Source organism: Bradyrhizobium sp. SZCCHNS1022, assembly GCF_032484835.1.
Classification (GTDB): Bacteria; Pseudomonadota; Alphaproteobacteria; order Rhizobiales; family Xanthobacteraceae; genus Bradyrhizobium.
The window spans coordinates 1256031-1271142 of the sequence record NZ_JAUETT010000002.1 but is presented as its reverse complement, the minus strand read 5'-3'; the positions used below and the strand labels follow the sequence as shown (position 1 = coordinate 1271142).

General features: G+C 64.3%; 19 protein-coding genes. 10 read left to right on the top strand and 9 right to left on the bottom strand.

Annotated features, from left to right (window positions below; genetic code table 11):
* Positions 1–152 precede the first annotated feature (152 nt).
* The gene (locus tag QX071_RS19445) at positions 153–818 is read right to left on the bottom strand and encodes a TetR/AcrR family transcriptional regulator (RefSeq protein WP_315704235.1); all 666 of its coding nucleotides are present in this window, start codon (positions 816–818) and stop codon (positions 153–155) included.
* A gap of 156 nt (positions 819–974) precedes the next feature.
* Between QX071_RS19445 and QX071_RS19440 the strand changes: the two genes are divergently transcribed.
* The 3 genes from QX071_RS19440 (at position 975) to QX071_RS19430 (ending at position 3262) form a co-directional block, all read left to right on the top strand.
* Complete coding sequence (locus QX071_RS19440; RefSeq protein WP_315704234.1) at positions 975–2303, top strand: patatin-like phospholipase family protein; 1329 nt, start codon at positions 975–977, stop codon at positions 2301–2303.
* A complete protein-coding gene (locus QX071_RS19435; RefSeq protein WP_315704233.1) occupies positions 2300–2596 on the top strand; it encodes a hypothetical protein in 297 nt (98 codons plus the stop codon). The genes QX071_RS19440 and QX071_RS19435 overlap by 4 nt, the downstream gene beginning before the upstream one ends.
* Before the next feature lie 237 nt (positions 2597–2833).
* Positions 2834–3262 (top strand): ATP-binding protein, encoded by a 429-nt coding sequence (locus QX071_RS19430; protein ID WP_315704232.1) that lies wholly within the window; start codon positions 2834–2836, stop codon positions 3260–3262.
* Between the two features lie 27 nt (positions 3263–3289).
* Here the strand turns inward: QX071_RS19430 and QX071_RS19425 are convergent, their stop codons facing one another.
* The 4 genes from QX071_RS19425 to radA form a co-directional block, all read right to left on the bottom strand.
* Positions 3290–4033 carry an SDR family NAD(P)-dependent oxidoreductase gene (locus QX071_RS19425; RefSeq protein ID WP_315704231.1) on the bottom strand — a complete coding sequence of 248 codons (744 nt, stop codon included), beginning with the start codon at positions 4031–4033 and terminating at the stop codon, positions 3290–3292.
* A gap of 193 nt (positions 4034–4226) precedes the next feature.
* Complete coding sequence (purF, locus tag QX071_RS19420) at positions 4227–5750, bottom strand: amidophosphoribosyltransferase (RefSeq protein WP_315704230.1); 1524 nt, start codon at positions 5748–5750, stop codon at positions 4227–4229.
* A 56-nt stretch (positions 5751–5806) separates the two neighbouring features.
* Positions 5807–6433: a CvpA family protein gene (locus QX071_RS19415; RefSeq protein WP_315704229.1), complete on the bottom strand. Its 627-nt coding sequence runs from the start codon at positions 6431–6433 to the stop codon at positions 5807–5809.
* Between the two features lie 174 nt (positions 6434–6607).
* Positions 6608–8083, bottom strand: coding sequence for a DNA repair protein RadA (gene radA, locus QX071_RS19410; RefSeq protein ID WP_315704228.1), 1476 nt, complete (start codon positions 8081–8083; stop codon positions 6608–6610).
* 282 nt (positions 8084–8365) lie between these two features.
* Here radA and QX071_RS19405 point away from each other — a divergent pair, with 282 nt between their 5' ends.
* Together QX071_RS19405 and QX071_RS19400 are read left to right on the top strand one after the other, a co-directional pair.
* Positions 8366–8854 (top strand): hypothetical protein, encoded by a 489-nt coding sequence (locus QX071_RS19405; protein WP_315704227.1) that lies wholly within the window; start codon positions 8366–8368, stop codon positions 8852–8854.
* 187 nt (positions 8855–9041) lie between these two features.
* Entirely contained in the window at positions 9042–9335 is a 294-nt protein-coding gene (locus QX071_RS19400) for a hypothetical protein (protein WP_315704226.1), read from the top strand.
* Between the two features lie 49 nt (positions 9336–9384).
* On the opposite strand, the gene QX071_RS19395 is transcribed toward QX071_RS19400, so the two are convergent.
* Positions 9385–10356 carry a helix-turn-helix domain-containing protein gene (locus QX071_RS19395; protein ID WP_315704302.1) on the bottom strand — a complete coding sequence of 324 codons (972 nt, stop codon included), beginning with the start codon at positions 10354–10356 and terminating at the stop codon, positions 9385–9387.
* Positions 10357–10462: 106 nt separating this feature from the next.
* On the opposite strand from QX071_RS19395, the gene QX071_RS19390 reads away from it, so the two are divergent.
* Positions 10463–11188 carry an alpha/beta hydrolase gene (locus tag QX071_RS19390; protein ID WP_315766647.1) on the top strand — a complete coding sequence of 242 codons (726 nt, stop codon included), beginning with the start codon at positions 10463–10465 and terminating at the stop codon, positions 11186–11188.
* A 131-nt stretch (positions 11189–11319) separates the two neighbouring features.
* On the opposite strand, the gene QX071_RS19385 is transcribed toward QX071_RS19390, so the two are convergent.
* Complete coding sequence (locus QX071_RS19385; RefSeq protein ID WP_315807335.1) at positions 11320–12090, bottom strand: exodeoxyribonuclease III; 771 nt, start codon at positions 12088–12090, stop codon at positions 11320–11322.
* A 39-nt stretch (positions 12091–12129) separates the two neighbouring features.
* Between QX071_RS19385 and QX071_RS19380 the strand changes: the two genes are divergently transcribed.
* On the top strand, positions 12130–12357 hold the full coding sequence (locus tag QX071_RS19380; protein ID WP_315704221.1) for a cysteine rich repeat-containing protein: 228 nt from the start codon (positions 12130–12132) through the stop codon (positions 12355–12357).
* A gap of 316 nt (positions 12358–12673) precedes the next feature.
* The gene (locus tag QX071_RS19375; protein ID WP_315744518.1) at positions 12674–12889 is read left to right on the top strand and encodes a hypothetical protein; all 216 of its coding nucleotides are present in this window, start codon (positions 12674–12676) and stop codon (positions 12887–12889) included.
* Positions 12890–13083: 194 nt separating this feature from the next.
* Here QX071_RS19375 and QX071_RS19370 read toward each other — a convergent pair whose 3' ends face one another.
* The gene (locus QX071_RS19370; protein ID WP_315704220.1) at positions 13084–13293 is read right to left on the bottom strand and encodes a cold-shock protein; all 210 of its coding nucleotides are present in this window, start codon (positions 13291–13293) and stop codon (positions 13084–13086) included.
* A 253-nt stretch (positions 13294–13546) separates the two neighbouring features.
* Entirely contained in the window at positions 13547–13708 is a 162-nt protein-coding gene (locus tag QX071_RS19365) for a hypothetical protein (protein WP_315744520.1), read from the bottom strand.
* A gap of 644 nt (positions 13709–14352) precedes the next feature.
* Between QX071_RS19365 and QX071_RS19360 the strand changes: the two genes are divergently transcribed.
* Positions 14353–14535, top strand: coding sequence for a hypothetical protein (locus tag QX071_RS19360; protein WP_315767773.1), 183 nt, complete (start codon positions 14353–14355; stop codon positions 14533–14535).
* Between the two features lie 91 nt (positions 14536–14626).
* Positions 14627–14926: a hypothetical protein gene (locus QX071_RS19355; protein ID WP_315767774.1), complete on the top strand. Its 300-nt coding sequence runs from the start codon at positions 14627–14629 to the stop codon at positions 14924–14926.
* The last annotated feature ends 186 nt before the right edge of the window (positions 14927–15112 follow it).

The window sequence follows — 15112 nt, the reverse complement described above, 5'->3', positions numbered from 1 at the left end:
CATCCTCCCTGTGAGCTGTGGTCAGCTGCTTGTTGATTGCAGTCAATCGCGGGCGGTGAGCGGAGCCAATCGCGGCGCCCGTCCAGGGCGGGCCTTGCGCAGGCCGGGATCTGTCGAGTTGGCGCGCACCGCGGGACGGTCCGCGAGGCCGGTCATTTCTTCTTCAGCAGACCCAGGGGGCCACAGGCCCGGCGCTTGCTGCTTCCCGCGGGAGGTCGCATCGGCGTCGCCGGCGGCCTCAGGAAGCGGTTGAGCATGATCCGCAAATGCTCCGTGCTTTTCTTGATGTCGACGGTGGGATTGCGGATCGGCAGCGCGCGGGCGCCGTCGACCACGGCAGAGAGAATGTTGGCGGCGGCTTCGGGATCGAGCGCAGGATCGACCTCACCGCGGCGCTGCGCCTTGATGAGGAAATCGACAAGCAGGGCGCGTATCGCGCGCGCATGTTCTTGGACGATGCGTGCGAACGACGGATTCCGGCAGGCTTCCGCCAGCGCCTCGGCACTCAGGACCTGGGCTTCAGGCCGATGGATGCTGGTGTCCTCGATCTCTCTCAGCAACGCCTCGACGATGTCGGGAGATGCCAGGATCAATTCGACGCGCGAGGCCGCATGGGCGAGGTCACTCTGCACCAGAGCCTCGACGATGGCCTCCTTGCTGGGGAAGTAATGGTAGAGGTGCCCCGGGCTCATCTTGGCTTCGGCGCAGATGTCGGTCGTGCTTGCACCATGGAATCCGTTCCTGACGAAGCAGCGCAGCGCCGCCTGGATGATCTCCTGGCGCCGCTGTTCGTGTTTGACCGGGTCGACCTTCCTCATGGCGCCGTCCGCTGCTCAGCCCTGGAAACATAAAGAAACACTTCCGTGTCCTCTAATCTAGAGAATTTGATCTAACTTTAGTGGACGTGGGCGGGAAGTTGTGGAACATTATTAGAGTAGTTTATCTAGGAATGAGCGGCCAAGGTATCCAGGGGTATGATGCGTCTCGACCTGATGTCGCGGGGCTTTCCTGCGTTGGCCACGCCCAGGGGGGCGATAGGCGCGACCGCGCCCGGGCGAGAGGTATCGTTCCGCAGCCGCGCGGCGCAACTGTTTCGGATCGCCGGGGCGATCCTGGCGTCCGCCCAGCTCGCGGCCTGCGCCGCGCTCATGCCCCGCACTGCGCCGCCGGAGATGGCTTCCGGCCACCTCGATCCGGTCGGCTTCCGAGACGTCCGGTATTGGGGCGATGAGGCGACGCCGGCATTTGCCGACACGTTCGTGCAACGCGCCTCCGCGAATGCCCTGGCGTCGCGGCAGCTCAACTTCCTCGCGATCTCCGGCGGCGCGGAGAATGGCGCGTTCGGCGCGGGCCTTCTGGTCGGCTGGAGCGAGTCCGGTAAGAGGCCGTTGTTCGACATGGTGACCGGGGTGAGCTCGGGTGCGCTGATTGCGCCGTTCGTGTTTCTCGGCCGCGAGCGCGACGACAAGCTGCGCGAGATCTTCACCACCTATGGCCGGAAGGACATCTTCACGGTCAACGTCTCCGGACTGCTGCAGGGAGCGGCACTGGCCGACAATGCGCCGCTCTCGAACCTGATCGAGAAATATGTCGATCGCGACTTCCTGCGCGATGTCGCCCGCGAGAGTAGCAAGGGGCGTGTCCTGCTGATCGGGACGACCGACCTCGATGCCCAGCGGCCGGTGCTGTGGGATATGGGCCGAATCGCTGCGGTCGATACGCCCGAGGCGATCGCGCTGTTTCGCCAGGTGCTGCTGGCCTCGGCTACCGTGCCCGGTGCGTTCGCACCGGTGCGCATCAAGGTTCGCATCGGCGACAAGGATTATGACGAGCTTCATGTCGATGGCGGCGTCACCCGGCAGGTCTTCATCGGCCCGTCGATCCAGCGCCTGATTGCGAGCCAGCGGGCCGGGCGCGCATCGCGCGGCGCGCGGCTGTTCGTCATTCGCAACGCTCGCATCGACCCGCAATGGGAGAACGTCGGTGCCGACATGCTCTCGGTCACGCAGCGCTCGCTGTCCACCCTGATCAAGAACCAGGGCATCGGAGATCTTTACCGCATCTACTCCATCACCAAATTCAACGGCGTTGATTTCAATCTCGCCAGCATCCCGGACGATTTTACGGTGCAGGCAGATGGACCGTTCGACCGGGCCTATATGGGCGCGCTGTTCGATCGCGGTTACCAGATGGGCAGACGCGGCTATCCCTGGACGAAGAGCCCGCCCGGGCTGCCAGGGGCGGGGCGCACGCTCGGTATCGCGGAGCTTCATCCGGCCGATGTGGGAGCAGCGGTGCGATGATCGTCCGCATCGAGATGTCGCGGATTGAAGCGGCGGCGGTCGGACGCCGCGCGCGTGCAGCGGCGGCCTGGCTGATCGCCGCACTGTCGCTTGCCGGCTGCGCGTCCTCGGGCGTGATGCCGTCGGAGGCCGAGCGGTTCGGCAATACTTACAACTATCTTCCCGTGAACGACGTGCCCCGTGACGAACAGCGTCCGGTGTTGACGTGGGAGGAGCAGGAGAAACTGCGCAAGGAGCTGGTGGCGGCGCGCGATCATCAGACGCCGGCCAACGCCAAGCAGGACAGGAAGTAGCCATGCGCGGCCTCCCGCTGATGCCCCTGCGCGTTCGGATCATGTGCACTCCTGGCAAGGCAAGCTTCAACGGCCTCGCCGAATGGAGACCATGATGACTGCTCTGACTCTGTCGCAGCCTGATGAGAGGCGGTGGCGTTTACAGCCATCGGTGGCGTGGACGGATCGACGTCATGGGCGACGGCGATCAGCATCGGCTGTGTGATCCCGGCGGCAACATCATGGCGTTGACCGCCGATGCGTGACTCCGAGATGATCCCAGCAGCCGGCGGTGTGCCGGACTCCGTCGCCAAGCCGCGTCGCTCCAAGCGAGCCAATCCGGCCAAGGTGCGCAAGGCCGCGCGGCATCCCGACCGTCCGGGGACCGAATGCCAGGCCATGCCCGGCGCCTACGTCCCCGTTGTCGATCGCAATCGATGCGAGGCTAAAGGCGATTGTGTCGAGGTCTGTCCCTACGACGTATTCGACGTTACGGCGATCGAGCCGGCCGACTTCCGCGCGCTGTCCTTCGTCGGCCGCCTGCGCGTTCGGGTTCACGGCATGAAGACGGCCTATACGCCGCGCAGCGACCGCTGCCTGGCCTGCGGCCTGTGCGTCGTTGCCTGCCCGGAGCGCGCGATCAGCCTCGTCAAGGTCGCGGCCGGCGAGGACGAGGACGCCAAGTAGCCGTCGAAGTTGCCGCCCTGCAACCGCTCAGGCCGGCGGCTGGAAGTTCTTCAGCGTGCGGCTCTTGTAGTCGTAGAGCTTGCCGGTCTCGGTCCAGCTTGGCAGGCACATCGGCACGATGAATTCGGCGACCTGCTCGGGCGTGTCGAGCGTGTCAGGATCTTCGCCGGGAAACACCGTAGCGCGCATGCGGGTGCGGATCGGTCCCGGGCTGAACAGATTGACGCGCAGCGGCGTGCGCTCGGTCTCGTGAGCCCACACCCGCGCCAAGGTCTCCAGCGCGGCCTTGCTGGCGGCGTAAGGGCCGAGATAGGCCGATGCCTTGTGCGCGGCACCGGAGGTCACGAAGAGGGCGCGGCCGGCGTCGGAGACCTTCAAGAGCGGCTCCATGCAGCGGATCAGCTGGAAATTGGCGGTCGCATTGACCGCGACCGCATCGTTCCAGGCCTTCAGGTCGATATGACCGAGCGGCGAGGAGGGGCCGGGCACGCCGGCATTGCCGACGAGAATATCGAGCTTGCCGTGGCGCTCGTGCAGCGCCGCGCCGAGCCGCGCGATGCCGTCGGTGTCGGTCATGCTCATCGGCACCAGCGTGGCGCCGTTGCCGGTCTCCTTCCGGATCTCGTCGTCGAGCTCCTCGAGCCCGCCTTGGGTGCGCGCGACGGCGACGATATGCGCGCCGGCGCGGGCCAGCGCGCGTGCGGTGGCATAGCCGATGCCGCGCGAGGCGCCGGTGACGAGGGCGATACGGGAGGCGAGGGGGAGGGACATGGCTGTTTCCGCGTCTTGGTTGGCGCGGTTTTACAGACGTGACCGGCTAGGACAAGCCCATAGGCATAACGGCCGTCATTCCGGGGCGATGCGAAGCATCGAACCCGGAATCCCGATCGTAATGGGCACGGATAAAAAAGCTCGAGATCCCGGGTTCACGGCCTGCGGCCTCGCCCCGGGATGACGCTGCGCGTCAGCTCGCCTCAGCCAGCAGCGACAGCTGCCGCGGCTGCGGCTCCACCAGGGCCTGGTCGGTGAGGTGGGTCGGATAGCTGCCGGTGAAGCAGTGGTCGGAGAATTTCGGGCTGGCCGGGTCGCGCGCGGGCTCGCCCATGGCGCGGTACATGCCGTCGATCGACAGGAAGGCGAGCGAGTCGGCGCCGATCAGCTCGCGCATCTCCTCCAGCGAATGAGTCGCAGCGAGCAGGCCACCGCGGTCCGGCAGGTCGATGCCGTAATAGTCGGGATAGAGGATCGGCGGCGAGGCCAGGCGGAAATGCACTTCCGTCGCGCCTGCGTCGCGCATCATGCGCACGATCTTCTTCGAGGTGGTGCCGCGCACCAGCGAGTCGTCGATCAGGATGATGCGCTTGCCCGCGATCGCGGCCTTGTTGGCCGAGTGCTTCATGCGCACGCCGGATTCGCGGATGCTCTGGGTCGGCTGGATGAAGGTGCGGCCGACATAATGGTTGCGGATGATGCCGAGCTCGAACGGCACGCCGGAATGCTGGCTGTAGCCGAGCGCGGCCGGCACGCCGGAATCCGGCACCGGCACCACGACGTCGACATCGACATGGCTTTCGCGGGCAAGCTGGGCGCCGAACGCCTTGCGCACCTCGTAGACGGAGCGGCCGCCGACGATGGAATCGGGGCGAGCGAAATAGATGTATTCGAACACGCAGGGCCGCGCCGGTTTCGGCGGGAACGGCTTGTGGCTGTGCATGCCTTGCTCGTCGAAGATCACGACTTCGCCGGGCTCGACGTCGCGGATGTAGCGCGCGCCGATCATGTCGAGCGCGCAGGTCTCGGAGGCCAGGATCGGGCAGCCCTCGAGCTCGCCATAGACCAGCGGGCGGATGCCGAGCGGATCGCGCGCGCCGATCAGCTTCTTGTTGGTCATGCAGACCAGCGAATAGGCGCCCTCGATGGCGCGCAGCGCCTCGATGAAGCGGTCGATGAAATTGGTGCGGCGGGAATGCGCGACCAGATGCAGGATCACCTCGGTGTCCGTGGTCGACTGCATGATGGCGCCGGCGCGCACCAGCTCGCGGCGTAAGGTCAGGCCGTTGGTGAGGTTGCCGTTGTGGCCGACCGCAAAGCCGCCGGCGTTGAGCTCGGCGAACAGCGGCTGCACGTTGCGCAGGATGGTGGCGCCGGTCGTGGCATAGCGCACATGGCCGATCGCGACATTGCCGGGCAGGCGCTCGATCACCTCGCGGCGGGAGAAGGTATCGCCGACCAAGCCGAGCCGTCGTTCGCTGTGGAAGCGGGAGCCGTCATAGGAGACGATGCCGGCGGCCTCCTGGCCGCGATGCTGAAGCGCGTGCAGGCCGAGCGCGGTGATCGCGGCGGAGTCGTCGTGCCCATAAATGCCGAACACGCCGCACTCCTCGCGCAGCGTGTCTCCATCTAGGTCGGGGTCTCGTAGGTAGGGGGGAGGTCCAAAGTCCAGATCCGCTTGTTGGGCTTCGCCGGAAGAATCGTGGTTCTGGTCCATCGCGCCTCTCTTCTGGGTCTCGTTCACATGCCGCCTTGCTAGGCGAGGCCTCGGCCTCACTTGGCCGCGGGCTTCTCGATCAGCTTTTTCAAGCTGTCGCGGGCAGGCTTTGAGTACCCATCACCGCCTGCTGCTGGCGGCTCGGTGTCAGTCTGGTCGTCTTCCGGCTTGTTCTTCTTGAATTTCTTTAAAATGGTGTTCTCGGGGTCGTCAGGCAAGAGCGACATCAGCCAATCCCCGGTTCCCTGCAGGACGACGCGGGATTTTGCACCGGTGACCCAATCGGGCCGCTGCTTTTCCGGCACCAGCCAGCTGAAGAACAGGAATGCGACCACCACGATCAGAAGGCCGCGGCCCAGTCCGAACAGGAATCCGAGCGTGCGGTCGAGCGCACCGATTCGCGAATCCAGGATCATGTCGGAGATGCGGACCGTGATGATCGACACCACGATCAGGGTACCGATGAAGGTACCGGCGACCACGACCACGCTCGCGACCGTGTCGTTGTTGAAATAGGTCTTCGCGGTCGGCAGCAGCTTCGAGAATGAATAAAGCGTTACCAGCGCGGCGGCGCCCCAGGCCGCGATCGACAGCACCTCGCGCATGAAGCCGCGGACCATCGCGAGCAGTCCCGAAATCAGCATGACGCCGAGCAGGATGAGATCGAGGATCGTTATCGGCATCGGCTGGTCAGGTCCGCTTCACTGGTCAAAGGTCGTCTTCCGAATCGGCGGCATGGCCATGCTCTCTTGGGAGAGCGGGCGGTTCCCCGACAAGGCCGCAAGGTGGCACGATCCTGTGGGTAGCCCCGGTTGCGGGGTTGTATAGCGGCGAGTCACGGGAACGTCACGATGCGGCTAGCCGTCCTGGCGGCGGAATCTCGCTGGTGTGGCATTTTTTTCCGTAAGCTTACGGCCATTCTCCTGCCTCGCGCCGTCCGGTTGGCCTCGCGGCACGCCGCGCGCGGCGATTTCGGCGACCAGGGACGTCAACCCGCCAACGGTGTTGAGACTAAGGCCGGCATCGCCACCGATCTCGCCTCGCGCCTGTTCGGGCAGCACCACCCGGCCGAAGCCGAGCTTGGCAGCTTCCTTCAGACGCGCCGAGGTCTGTGCCACCGGTCGCACCGCGCCGGACAGCGAGATCTCACCGAAATAGACCGCATCCGGCGGCAAGGGCGCATTGACCAGCGAAGAGACCAGCGCAGCGGCCGCGGCGAGATCCGCGGCGGGCTCATGGATGCGCAAGCCGCCGGCGACATTGAGATAGACGTCATGGCCGGACAGCTTGACCCCGCAATGGGCCTCCAGCACCGCCAGCACCATCGACAGCCGGCTCGGGTCCCAGCCGACCACGGCCCGGCGCGGCGTGCCGAGCGAGGTCGGCGCCACCAGCGCCTGCATCTCGACCAGCACCGGACGGGTGCCTTCGATGCCGGCAAACACGGCGGTGCCGGGGCTGCCGAGATCGCGCTCGGACAGAAACAGCTCCGAGGGGTTGGTAACCTCGCGCAAGCCTAGACCGGTCATCTCGAACACGCCGATCTCGTCGGTCGGGCCGAAGCGGTTCTTCACCGCGCGCAGGATCCGGAACTGCTGCGAGCCTTCACCTTCGAACGACAGCACTGCGTCAACCATGTGCTCGACCACGCGGGGGCCGGCGATCTGGCCGTCCTTGGTGACGTGGCCGACCAGGATGATCGCCGCGCCCGACTTCTTGGCGAAGCGGATCAGGGCCTGTGCGGAGGCGCGGACCTGGGTCACGGTGCCGGGCGCGGACTCCACCGTGTCCGTCCACATGGTCTGGATCGAGTCGATCACGATCAGCCGCGGCACCGTGCCTTCGGACAGCGTGGAGATGATATCCTCGACCGAGGTCTCGGAGGCGAGCTGCACCGGCGCGTCCGCCAGCCCCAAGCGCTCCGCACGCAGGCGTACCTGCGCCACCGCCTCTTCGCCGGAGATGTAGACCGCACGGTGGCCGGCGCGGGCCAGCATGGAGGTCGCCTGTGTCAAAAGCGTCGATTTGCCGATGCCGGGATCGCCGCCGACCAGCAGCACCGAGCCGCGCACGAACCCGCCGCCGGTGACGCGATCGAGCTCGGTCATGCCGGAGGAGAGGCGGGGAGCGTCCAGGCTCTTGCCGGATAGGCTTTCGAGCTGAAAGTGCCGGCCCTTGCGCTTGGAGCGCAGCGAGACCGGCGCCGAGGTCGCCCCGCTGGTGTCCTCTTCGGCCAGCGTGTTCCACTCGCCGCAGGCCTCGCATTTGCCTTGCCAGCGCGAATAGGCCGCGCCGCAGTTCTGGCAGACAAAGGACAGTGCGTTCTTGGCCATGAAGGGAAGGGAATCGTTAGCGGGAGGATCGGGACCACGTCTTAGCATAATTGGGTGCCGCGGCCGGGCTATTCCAGCAGCTTCTGCGGCGCGCAGCGGCGATGTGCGGCGCGGCTCGTCTTCCCGTAGCGCCACGCCCATCGAGAAATCGAAGGTTGTGAGCTGCGTCACACTCGCCAAGCCGGATTTGCGCCAGATTAGGTTTCCGTGAACGGACCTCGGTTGGCGGCAATCGGCGGCCACCTGTTGCGCGCTGCTTGCCAAGACGCGGAGAGCGCAGTCATGGCCCATGCACATCTCTCTTCCCCCAAGCTTTCTTCCCCCAAGGCGCAGTCGCGCATGACGACGCGGGGATTGCTGGCGATCCTTGCCGCCGCGGCCACGACCGTGTTGGCCGCCATCGGAGCGGTGAACAGCGCGCTTCCCGCGGTCTCGAATGTCGGCGAGGCCGTGCTCAAGACGCTGAACATTCCGGCCTGCCTGTCTTACGCCGATGTCTATGCCGGCACCCAAAGCAGTTTCAGGAAACAAGGGCAGATCTGGCGCGAATACCCGCGCAACTCGGCGGCGTTCAGCTACGAGTTCAAGGAGATCAGGCGCACGCGCGATGAGATCCTGCTGTTGAACGCGACGCCGCGGCCCGACGTTCCGGATGCGGCAAGCCTCGTCGTCCATCTGCCGGTGTGTGGCGGCACCGCGGTCCTGACCGAGGGATTGCCCGAGCGGTCGACCAATCTGGAGCAGGTCTGGCCCGACAGCCGAAGTGCGTGATGCTGGCGCCGGATACCGGACCGGGCACCGGGCGCGGCGGTGTCGCGTGGGCTTCAGACCGGTGCGATCGGCATGGTTAATGGCAAGTGCCAAGGGTTGCGAAAAAGCCTGCCTCTGAACGTGCCGGCTGTTAGAGTTTCAGGCCCATGCTGTCACGTCAGTTCCTCGGACTTTGGAGCCGCACACGATGGACGATAATCCTTCTGGCGCGCCGGACAGCAGCGCACCCCTCACGGACAGCTTTCCCTGGTTTGCGGGGGCGCTGCTCGCGATGGAGGCGGCTGAGGTGATCCGACTGCGGCTCGAGAAATTCGCGCGCTGCGACGCCGATACCGGCGAAGAGGCCGAGCTGATGGTGACCGAGAAGATCGTCGCTGCGCTGGAAGCCACCGCAGAGCTGATGGCCGGCGCGAGCCCCGCTGTGGTCGTCGACCGCTACCGCGAGCATGTCGCCGCCAACGCCAAGCGGCTGACTGCGTGATCTGTGCCCTGCGCGCCTCCTCGGATGCCGCCGTGGCCGATCAGTTGAACTACTTCCCCTCCCGCCAGTCGCGCGGCCGCACGCCGAAGCGATGCTTGAAGCGGCGCGTGAAATGGGAGAGGTCGGCAAAGCCCCAGTCGAAAGCGATGCTGCCGATGTCGCGACGGGTGTGAGCGGGGTCGCGCAGCTCCGCCGCGACGCCGTCGAGACGTCGCTCCATCACGAATTCGGAGAAGCTTGTGCCGGCCCGCGCGAGCAGCTTGTGCACATAGCGTTCGCTGATCCCGACCGAAGTGGCAATGCTGGCGACGGTCAGGCGCGGCTCGCGCAGCCGCTCATGGATGGCGCGGCGCAATGCCAGCGCGGTCGCGTCCGCGAAGGAGCTTGCTTCGCGCGCGTTGCCACGGCTGCGGCGCGCCAGAGCCAATGCGACGAGATCGAGCAGCACGCCGAACAGAGCCGCCGCGTCCGCCGGCGGCATGCGCAGGGCATTGGCGTTCAAGGATCGCGCGCTCTCCACGATCAGTGTCCCGAGCGCAGGATCGTCGGACACACGCGTCGGCGGGACGGATCCCGACGGCCCCAACCGATCGTTTAGGGCCTCGGCGGGGACCTTGAACGAGGCGACGCCGAGGACCGGTCCGCGATCATGGATCAGCGTGAACGGCCGGTCGCTGTCGAAGATGCCGACCTGCCCGGAGGAGAGGCTGAGCTCGTGACTGTCCTGCAGGATGCGGCAGCGGCCCGCGAGCTTGAGATTCAGGTAGAAGCAGCGCCGGCTGGACGCGGCGATGTCGGATGGCAGCCGCCGCACGGTATGCTCGGGAAAGGTGACCCGGTTTACGGCACCGTCGCCGAACTGAACATTCTCGACACGCGCCGGGAAGGCGGCTCCCTTCGGCCACTCCGGCGTGAGATTCATGAAAGCTTGGCAGATCGCCTCGCGGTAGAATGAGAACTGCTCGGCCGGCCTGACCGCCTCGGTATTCCAGCTCCGCTGTAGCGCCTGCACATCCGGCACCAGTTCGCTCCCAAGCCAATTGGGTTCAGTTCCAGCCAAGCGCGGCATCCGCCGCTGCGCCACACTGGCTGCTCAGCTGTCAAATATCCTGCAAAGGAAACCGACCATGTCAATCTACGTCCTGGTCCACGGCGCCTGGCACACGGGTGCAGAGTTTGAGCCGGTTGCGGCGCATATTCGTGCTGCGGGCCACACCGTGCATCTGCCAACCATCAGGGGTAATCGGCCCGGCGACCCGAAGACGATCTGCCTCGACGAGGCGATCCAATCCATCGTCGATGACCTCGCCGAGAAGGACCTCAACGAGATCATTCTGATGGGCCATTCCTATGGCGGTATGATCATCACCGGGGTCGCCGATCGCGTGCCGGCGCGAATCCGCAGGCTGGTCTACTGGAACGCTTTCGTTCCCAATGACGGCGAGTCACTCAACGACATGGTGCCGCCGCATTATGTTGCGCTGTTCGACGCGATCAGCGCCGAGCGCGGCGACGGCTCTGTGGTTCTGCCGTTTCCGGTCTGGCGCGAGGCCTTCATCAACGACGCCGATCTCGCGACTGCCACCCGCGCCTATGAGGTGCTCAATCCGCATCCGAACAAGACCTTCACGGACAAGATCGGACTGCGCACCAACCCGGCAGAGATGAGCATCGCCAAGTCCTACATCAACTGCACAGAGGATACCGCGCTGCCACACAGCCTGCCATGGCATCCGCGGCTATCGAGCAAGCTTGGGCTATTCCGACTGGTGCAAGTCCCCGGCAGTCACGAGCTTTGCTTCTCCGATCCGGCGCGGCTCGCGCAGGCGATCATGGACGCCGGACGGGACTAGAGCACGATCCGGAAAAGTGGAAACCGGTTTTCCCTCGCGACAAACGCCATAGGCGTTTGTGCGGCGATCATGCGCAATCAAACAGATGAGATCATGATGCGATTCTTCCTAATCGCATCATGATCTCAGCGCTACTTCAGCACGACCCATGCCGGCGCGTGATCGCTGGCGCCGTCTTCGCCACGCACCGCGCGGTCCACGCCGGCCTTGAGCAGGCGTGGCACAAGCTGCGGGCTCAAGAGCAGATGATCGAGACGCAGGCCGGCATCGCGCGGCCAGCGGTTGCGCTTGTAGTCCCAGAACGTGAACATCGGCTTGTCCGGATAGAGCTCGCGGATCGCATCGCACCAGCCCTGATCCACCAGCGCCTTGAACGCAGCGCGGCTCTTGGGCTGGATCAGCGCATCCTTGTCCCAGGATTTGGTCGGATAGATATCGAGCGGCGTCGGCGCGACATTGTAGTCGCCGGCCAGCACCACCGGCAGCTCGCTCTTGATGAGCTTGGCCGCGTGCCTGTGCAGACGCTTGAACCAGGCGAGCTTATAGTCGAATTTCGGACCGGGCTGCGGATTGCCGTTCGGCAGGTAGAGACAGCCGATGACGATGCCGCGCACCGCGGATTCGATATAGCGCGCATCGGTGTCCTTGGGGGTGCCGGGCAGGGCGGTGCGGGTCAGCACCGGCTCGGTCTTGCGCGCAAGGATGGCAACGCCGTTCCAGGTCTTCTGCCCGTGCCACACCGCTCGGTAGCCGGCCTTCTCGATCGCCTCGATCGGAAACGCCTCCTGAGTGCATTTGAGCTCTTGCAGGCAGACCACATCGGGCTTGGCGGTGCGGAGCCAGCGCAGCAAGTTGGGGAGCCGTCGCCCGATGTTGTTGATGTTGAAGGTGGCGATCTTCATGATGACGGGAGCAACGCAGCGGGCACCGGAAGGATTTTCATGTCAAAGCTCGGATACGGCGTTTTGGTCACTGCCCTGGTCGGCCTGTCGCAGGCCGCTGTCGCCCAGGCTCTGACCGAAGAGCAGAGGACGGCGTGCAAGGCAGACTACGAGAAATACTGCGCGACCGTCACCCCCGGCGGCGGCCGCATCATCGCCTGCTTGAACAAGCAGTACGCCCAGCTCGCTGACGGCTGCAAGAAGGTGCTCGACGCCAACAAGAAATAGCGCGGCGCGTCGGCGATGCCTGATCCGCTATGCCGTGGTGAGGCAGCGAGAGCGCAGCAGAGCGATCGCATCGGATTGGAGGCGGGGACTCTGGCGGGCCGACTGATGCGGCACGAGCGGTTCCACGCAAGGAACGAGCCGATAGCATTGAAAGCCGAGAGCTCTGCGGATGACGCTTCTCAGCAACAATGTCCACAAACTTTGCGCGCTCCCACCATTGTTAATTTGCGCGAGCCGCACGATTCAGGCGTCCTGGCAGCCGGTTCTGTGGGTGGGAGGACGACGTGCGATCGGCGCGGGGGCGCTGATTTTGGCGATGAGTTCGCAGGTGCAGGCGGCCAGCGAGCCGGGGCTCGTACAACGGATATCCTGTTCGGAGGTGCGATACTACGTCGAGAAATATACGGCGGCAGTCGCCGAAATGTACGCGCGTAGTCACGGTGCAACCGAGGCCCAGATCGATCGCGCGCGCCGATGTCTGGCGGGGAGCATCTACCGAAGGGCGGAGCGTTGGCGGACTTACACCGAGTAAGCTGTGCCGAGTGACAGCCTCAAGTTCTAAAATCGGATCAGGAGCGCGGTTGGCGGCTATATCCTTTATCAGCTTCTAGGAGGCGGCCGCCCGCCGTTCAAACCCCAAACCGTCCAAAACCAGAAACCCGCTCAACCCCAGGGGTTGAGCGGGCGTAACGCCTTCCAGTACATCCGTGGAAAGGCGCTGCTTTTTTATGCCAGCGAAAGATTGTCCGCGCTGACCTTACCGCGCATCCGATCGGACTTGATCTCGAAGGTCAGCTTCTGGCCCTCGGCCAGCCCGGAAAGCCCGGCGCGTTCGACCGCGCTGATGTGCACGAACACATCATTGCCGCCGTCGTTCGGCTGGATAAACCCGAAGCCCTTTTGGCCGTTGAACCACTTCACAGTACCCGTTGTCATTCTTTTCTCCAAAGCGCACACGCGCGTTCGTCGTGCGGTTATCGCGCGAACAAATTCAATTTCGACGATGTCTTTGGGAAAGGAGCCCGCGGGCGCATTCAACAAGGCACAGCGGCTGATCGAATAAATCTAATATATAGACGCATAACCGCATTGCAAGCAGGGACCGCAAATATAGTTATCATCGAGCGCTTCAAGCCCGTTGGATCGCGTTGCAGAAGGACTTGTTGCAGCGAGATTTGGGGGATCGACATCACGGTTTGCCCGGATCCTTGCTCGACGGTAACCACTCGAGCAATTCCAGCGCCGTCTCGATCTGCTCGAGTTGACGTTCGATTTCCTCGCGGTCGGGCTGTGCTGTGGCACTCTCAAGCTGCTCGAGCAGCTTCTGCCTTCGCATGAGCAGGTTTGCCACGGCTGACATGTCCGGCAACAGAGGCGGGCGCTACGAAGTTCCTAATTCCCGACGCGGACCCGCTTTTGCAAGTCATGGCTGGCTGGAGAATCGTCCGGCCAGCGCGGAAAGCCGACGATCATTCTGAAGCGGACCTGGTCGGACGACCCATGCCGAAGATAATAGCGTTGGTCGAGGCCGGCGCGGGGGCTCAATCCGGGAGAACTGAGAAGTCCTTGGACCTCTGATGTTCCGTGGCTTCAGAAAATCCCTCGGCTTCAAGACCACGCTTCAGCAATTCCCGGATCGCTGACGCTCTGCTCGGCATCCGCTTGGCAAAACGCCACGTATCGACAGCCCGAAGCTCCATCGCCGACAGCATGATTTGGAGGCGTTCGCCTCTGCTAAGCTGACCCATCCCCGATGATCCTCATCAGTAAGGCGTAAGATGCGTCACTTACTAACTAAGCGCATGAGGTACATTAACATAGGTTGGGTCACAATCCGCCGAATGTGGCGAAGTTGCTATTAAGTTGTTGAGCTAATTATTGTTTTGTTGATTTTGACTCTCCCGGCGCGCACGTTCCAAAAGATTGGACCGAGAGATGCGATGGTGAATCCGGCGCAGCCAAGGCCCAGAACGAATGGGCTTTTGAGGGAGCGTCATGGGAATTGAGCGCAGCTACTCACCCGAACATTTTCGCAAACGAGCCGAACAGTTCCGGGCCAAGGCGGAGAGCTCAGGTCAGGGCGAAACCAGAGACGCGCTGTTGAAGGCCGCAATGCGGTTCGATGAGCTTGCGCGTCGCGCCGAGAACGTCCGCAGCTTTGAGGACCTGGAAGAGTAGTCTTCTGGTCCGGATCAAACCTCGACGTACTCCGGAACGATCGTGAACGGGGCTCGTTGACTTGGCTCTTTGGCCAGGAAGATCCAACCGCATGAGAATGACGACCGTCACGTGGGCGCTGGGGACGGTGGTGGTGCTCAGTGCTGCAGCCGCCGCCAGCCCGCGAGTTGAGGCGCGAGTTGAGGTTCGACCTGCGCTGCACAGGCCGGTTTGGCGGCACAGGCTGGTCATCGTGCCCGTGGTGAGGCGAGATCCTTACTGGATTCCCGACTACAACATCGTTCCCCGTTATCGCTATCGTCCGGAGGACGACCGCGTCGACACCAGCCCCTACGCACCGCCCGTCGCGCCGGGCGATGTGGAGCCCGGCGGATTTGGCATCGGGCAGTAACGCTGATTTGGCAGAATGAGGAAGGTAGATTTGCAGCATATGTTGTAGCGCTGACGGCGATTAGATGCGTCGATAGTCGGGAAACAAGGCTCGTCCGCGATGCAATCCCAAAGGGCACCGTGGAGATCCCGTGTCCAAAGTGGACCTTGTGGCGTCTCAGCCGGATCGGCGAGCAGCCGGGCTGCC

Coding starts and splice junctions, on each gene's coding strand:
- QX071_RS19445 (WP_315704235.1), bottom strand. CDS start 818: ATGAGGAAGGTCGACCCGGTCAAACACGAACAGCGGCGCCAGGAGATC.
- QX071_RS19405 (WP_315704227.1), top strand. CDS start 8,366: ATGGCCCATGCACATCTCTCTTCCCCCAAGCTTTCTTCCCCCAAGGCG.
- QX071_RS19430 (WP_315704232.1), top strand. CDS start 2,834: ATGCGTGACTCCGAGATGATCCCAGCAGCCGGCGGTGTGCCGGACTCC.
- QX071_RS19435 (WP_315704233.1), top strand. CDS start 2,300: ATGATCGTCCGCATCGAGATGTCGCGGATTGAAGCGGCGGCGGTCGGA.
- QX071_RS19370 (WP_315704220.1), bottom strand. CDS start 13,293: ATGACAACGGGTACTGTGAAGTGGTTCAACGGCCAAAAGGGCTTCGGG.
- QX071_RS19400 (WP_315704226.1), top strand. CDS start 9,042: ATGGACGATAATCCTTCTGGCGCGCCGGACAGCAGCGCACCCCTCACG.
- QX071_RS19360 (WP_315767773.1), top strand. CDS start 14,353: ATGGGAATTGAGCGCAGCTACTCACCCGAACATTTTCGCAAACGAGCC.
- QX071_RS19425 (WP_315704231.1), bottom strand. CDS start 4,033: ATGTCCCTCCCCCTCGCCTCCCGTATCGCCCTCGTCACCGGCGCCTCG.
- QX071_RS19385 (WP_315807335.1), bottom strand. CDS start 12,090: ATGAAGATCGCCACCTTCAACATCAACAACATCGGGCGACGGCTCCCC.
- QX071_RS19375 (WP_315744518.1), top strand. CDS start 12,674: ATGAGTTCGCAGGTGCAGGCGGCCAGCGAGCCGGGGCTCGTACAACGG.
- QX071_RS19390 (WP_315766647.1), top strand. CDS start 10,463: ATGTCAATCTACGTCCTGGTCCACGGCGCCTGGCACACGGGTGCAGAG.
- purF (WP_315704230.1), bottom strand. CDS start 5,750: ATGGACCAGAACCACGATTCTTCCGGCGAAGCCCAACAAGCGGATCTG.
- QX071_RS19380 (WP_315704221.1), top strand. CDS start 12,130: ATGTCAAAGCTCGGATACGGCGTTTTGGTCACTGCCCTGGTCGGCCTG.
- radA (WP_315704228.1), bottom strand. CDS start 8,083: ATGGCCAAGAACGCACTGTCCTTTGTCTGCCAGAACTGCGGCGCGGCC.
- QX071_RS19415 (WP_315704229.1), bottom strand. CDS start 6,433: ATGCCGATAACGATCCTCGATCTCATCCTGCTCGGCGTCATGCTGATT.
- QX071_RS19355 (WP_315767774.1), top strand. CDS start 14,627: ATGAGAATGACGACCGTCACGTGGGCGCTGGGGACGGTGGTGGTGCTC.
- QX071_RS19440 (WP_315704234.1), top strand. CDS start 975: ATGATGCGTCTCGACCTGATGTCGCGGGGCTTTCCTGCGTTGGCCACG.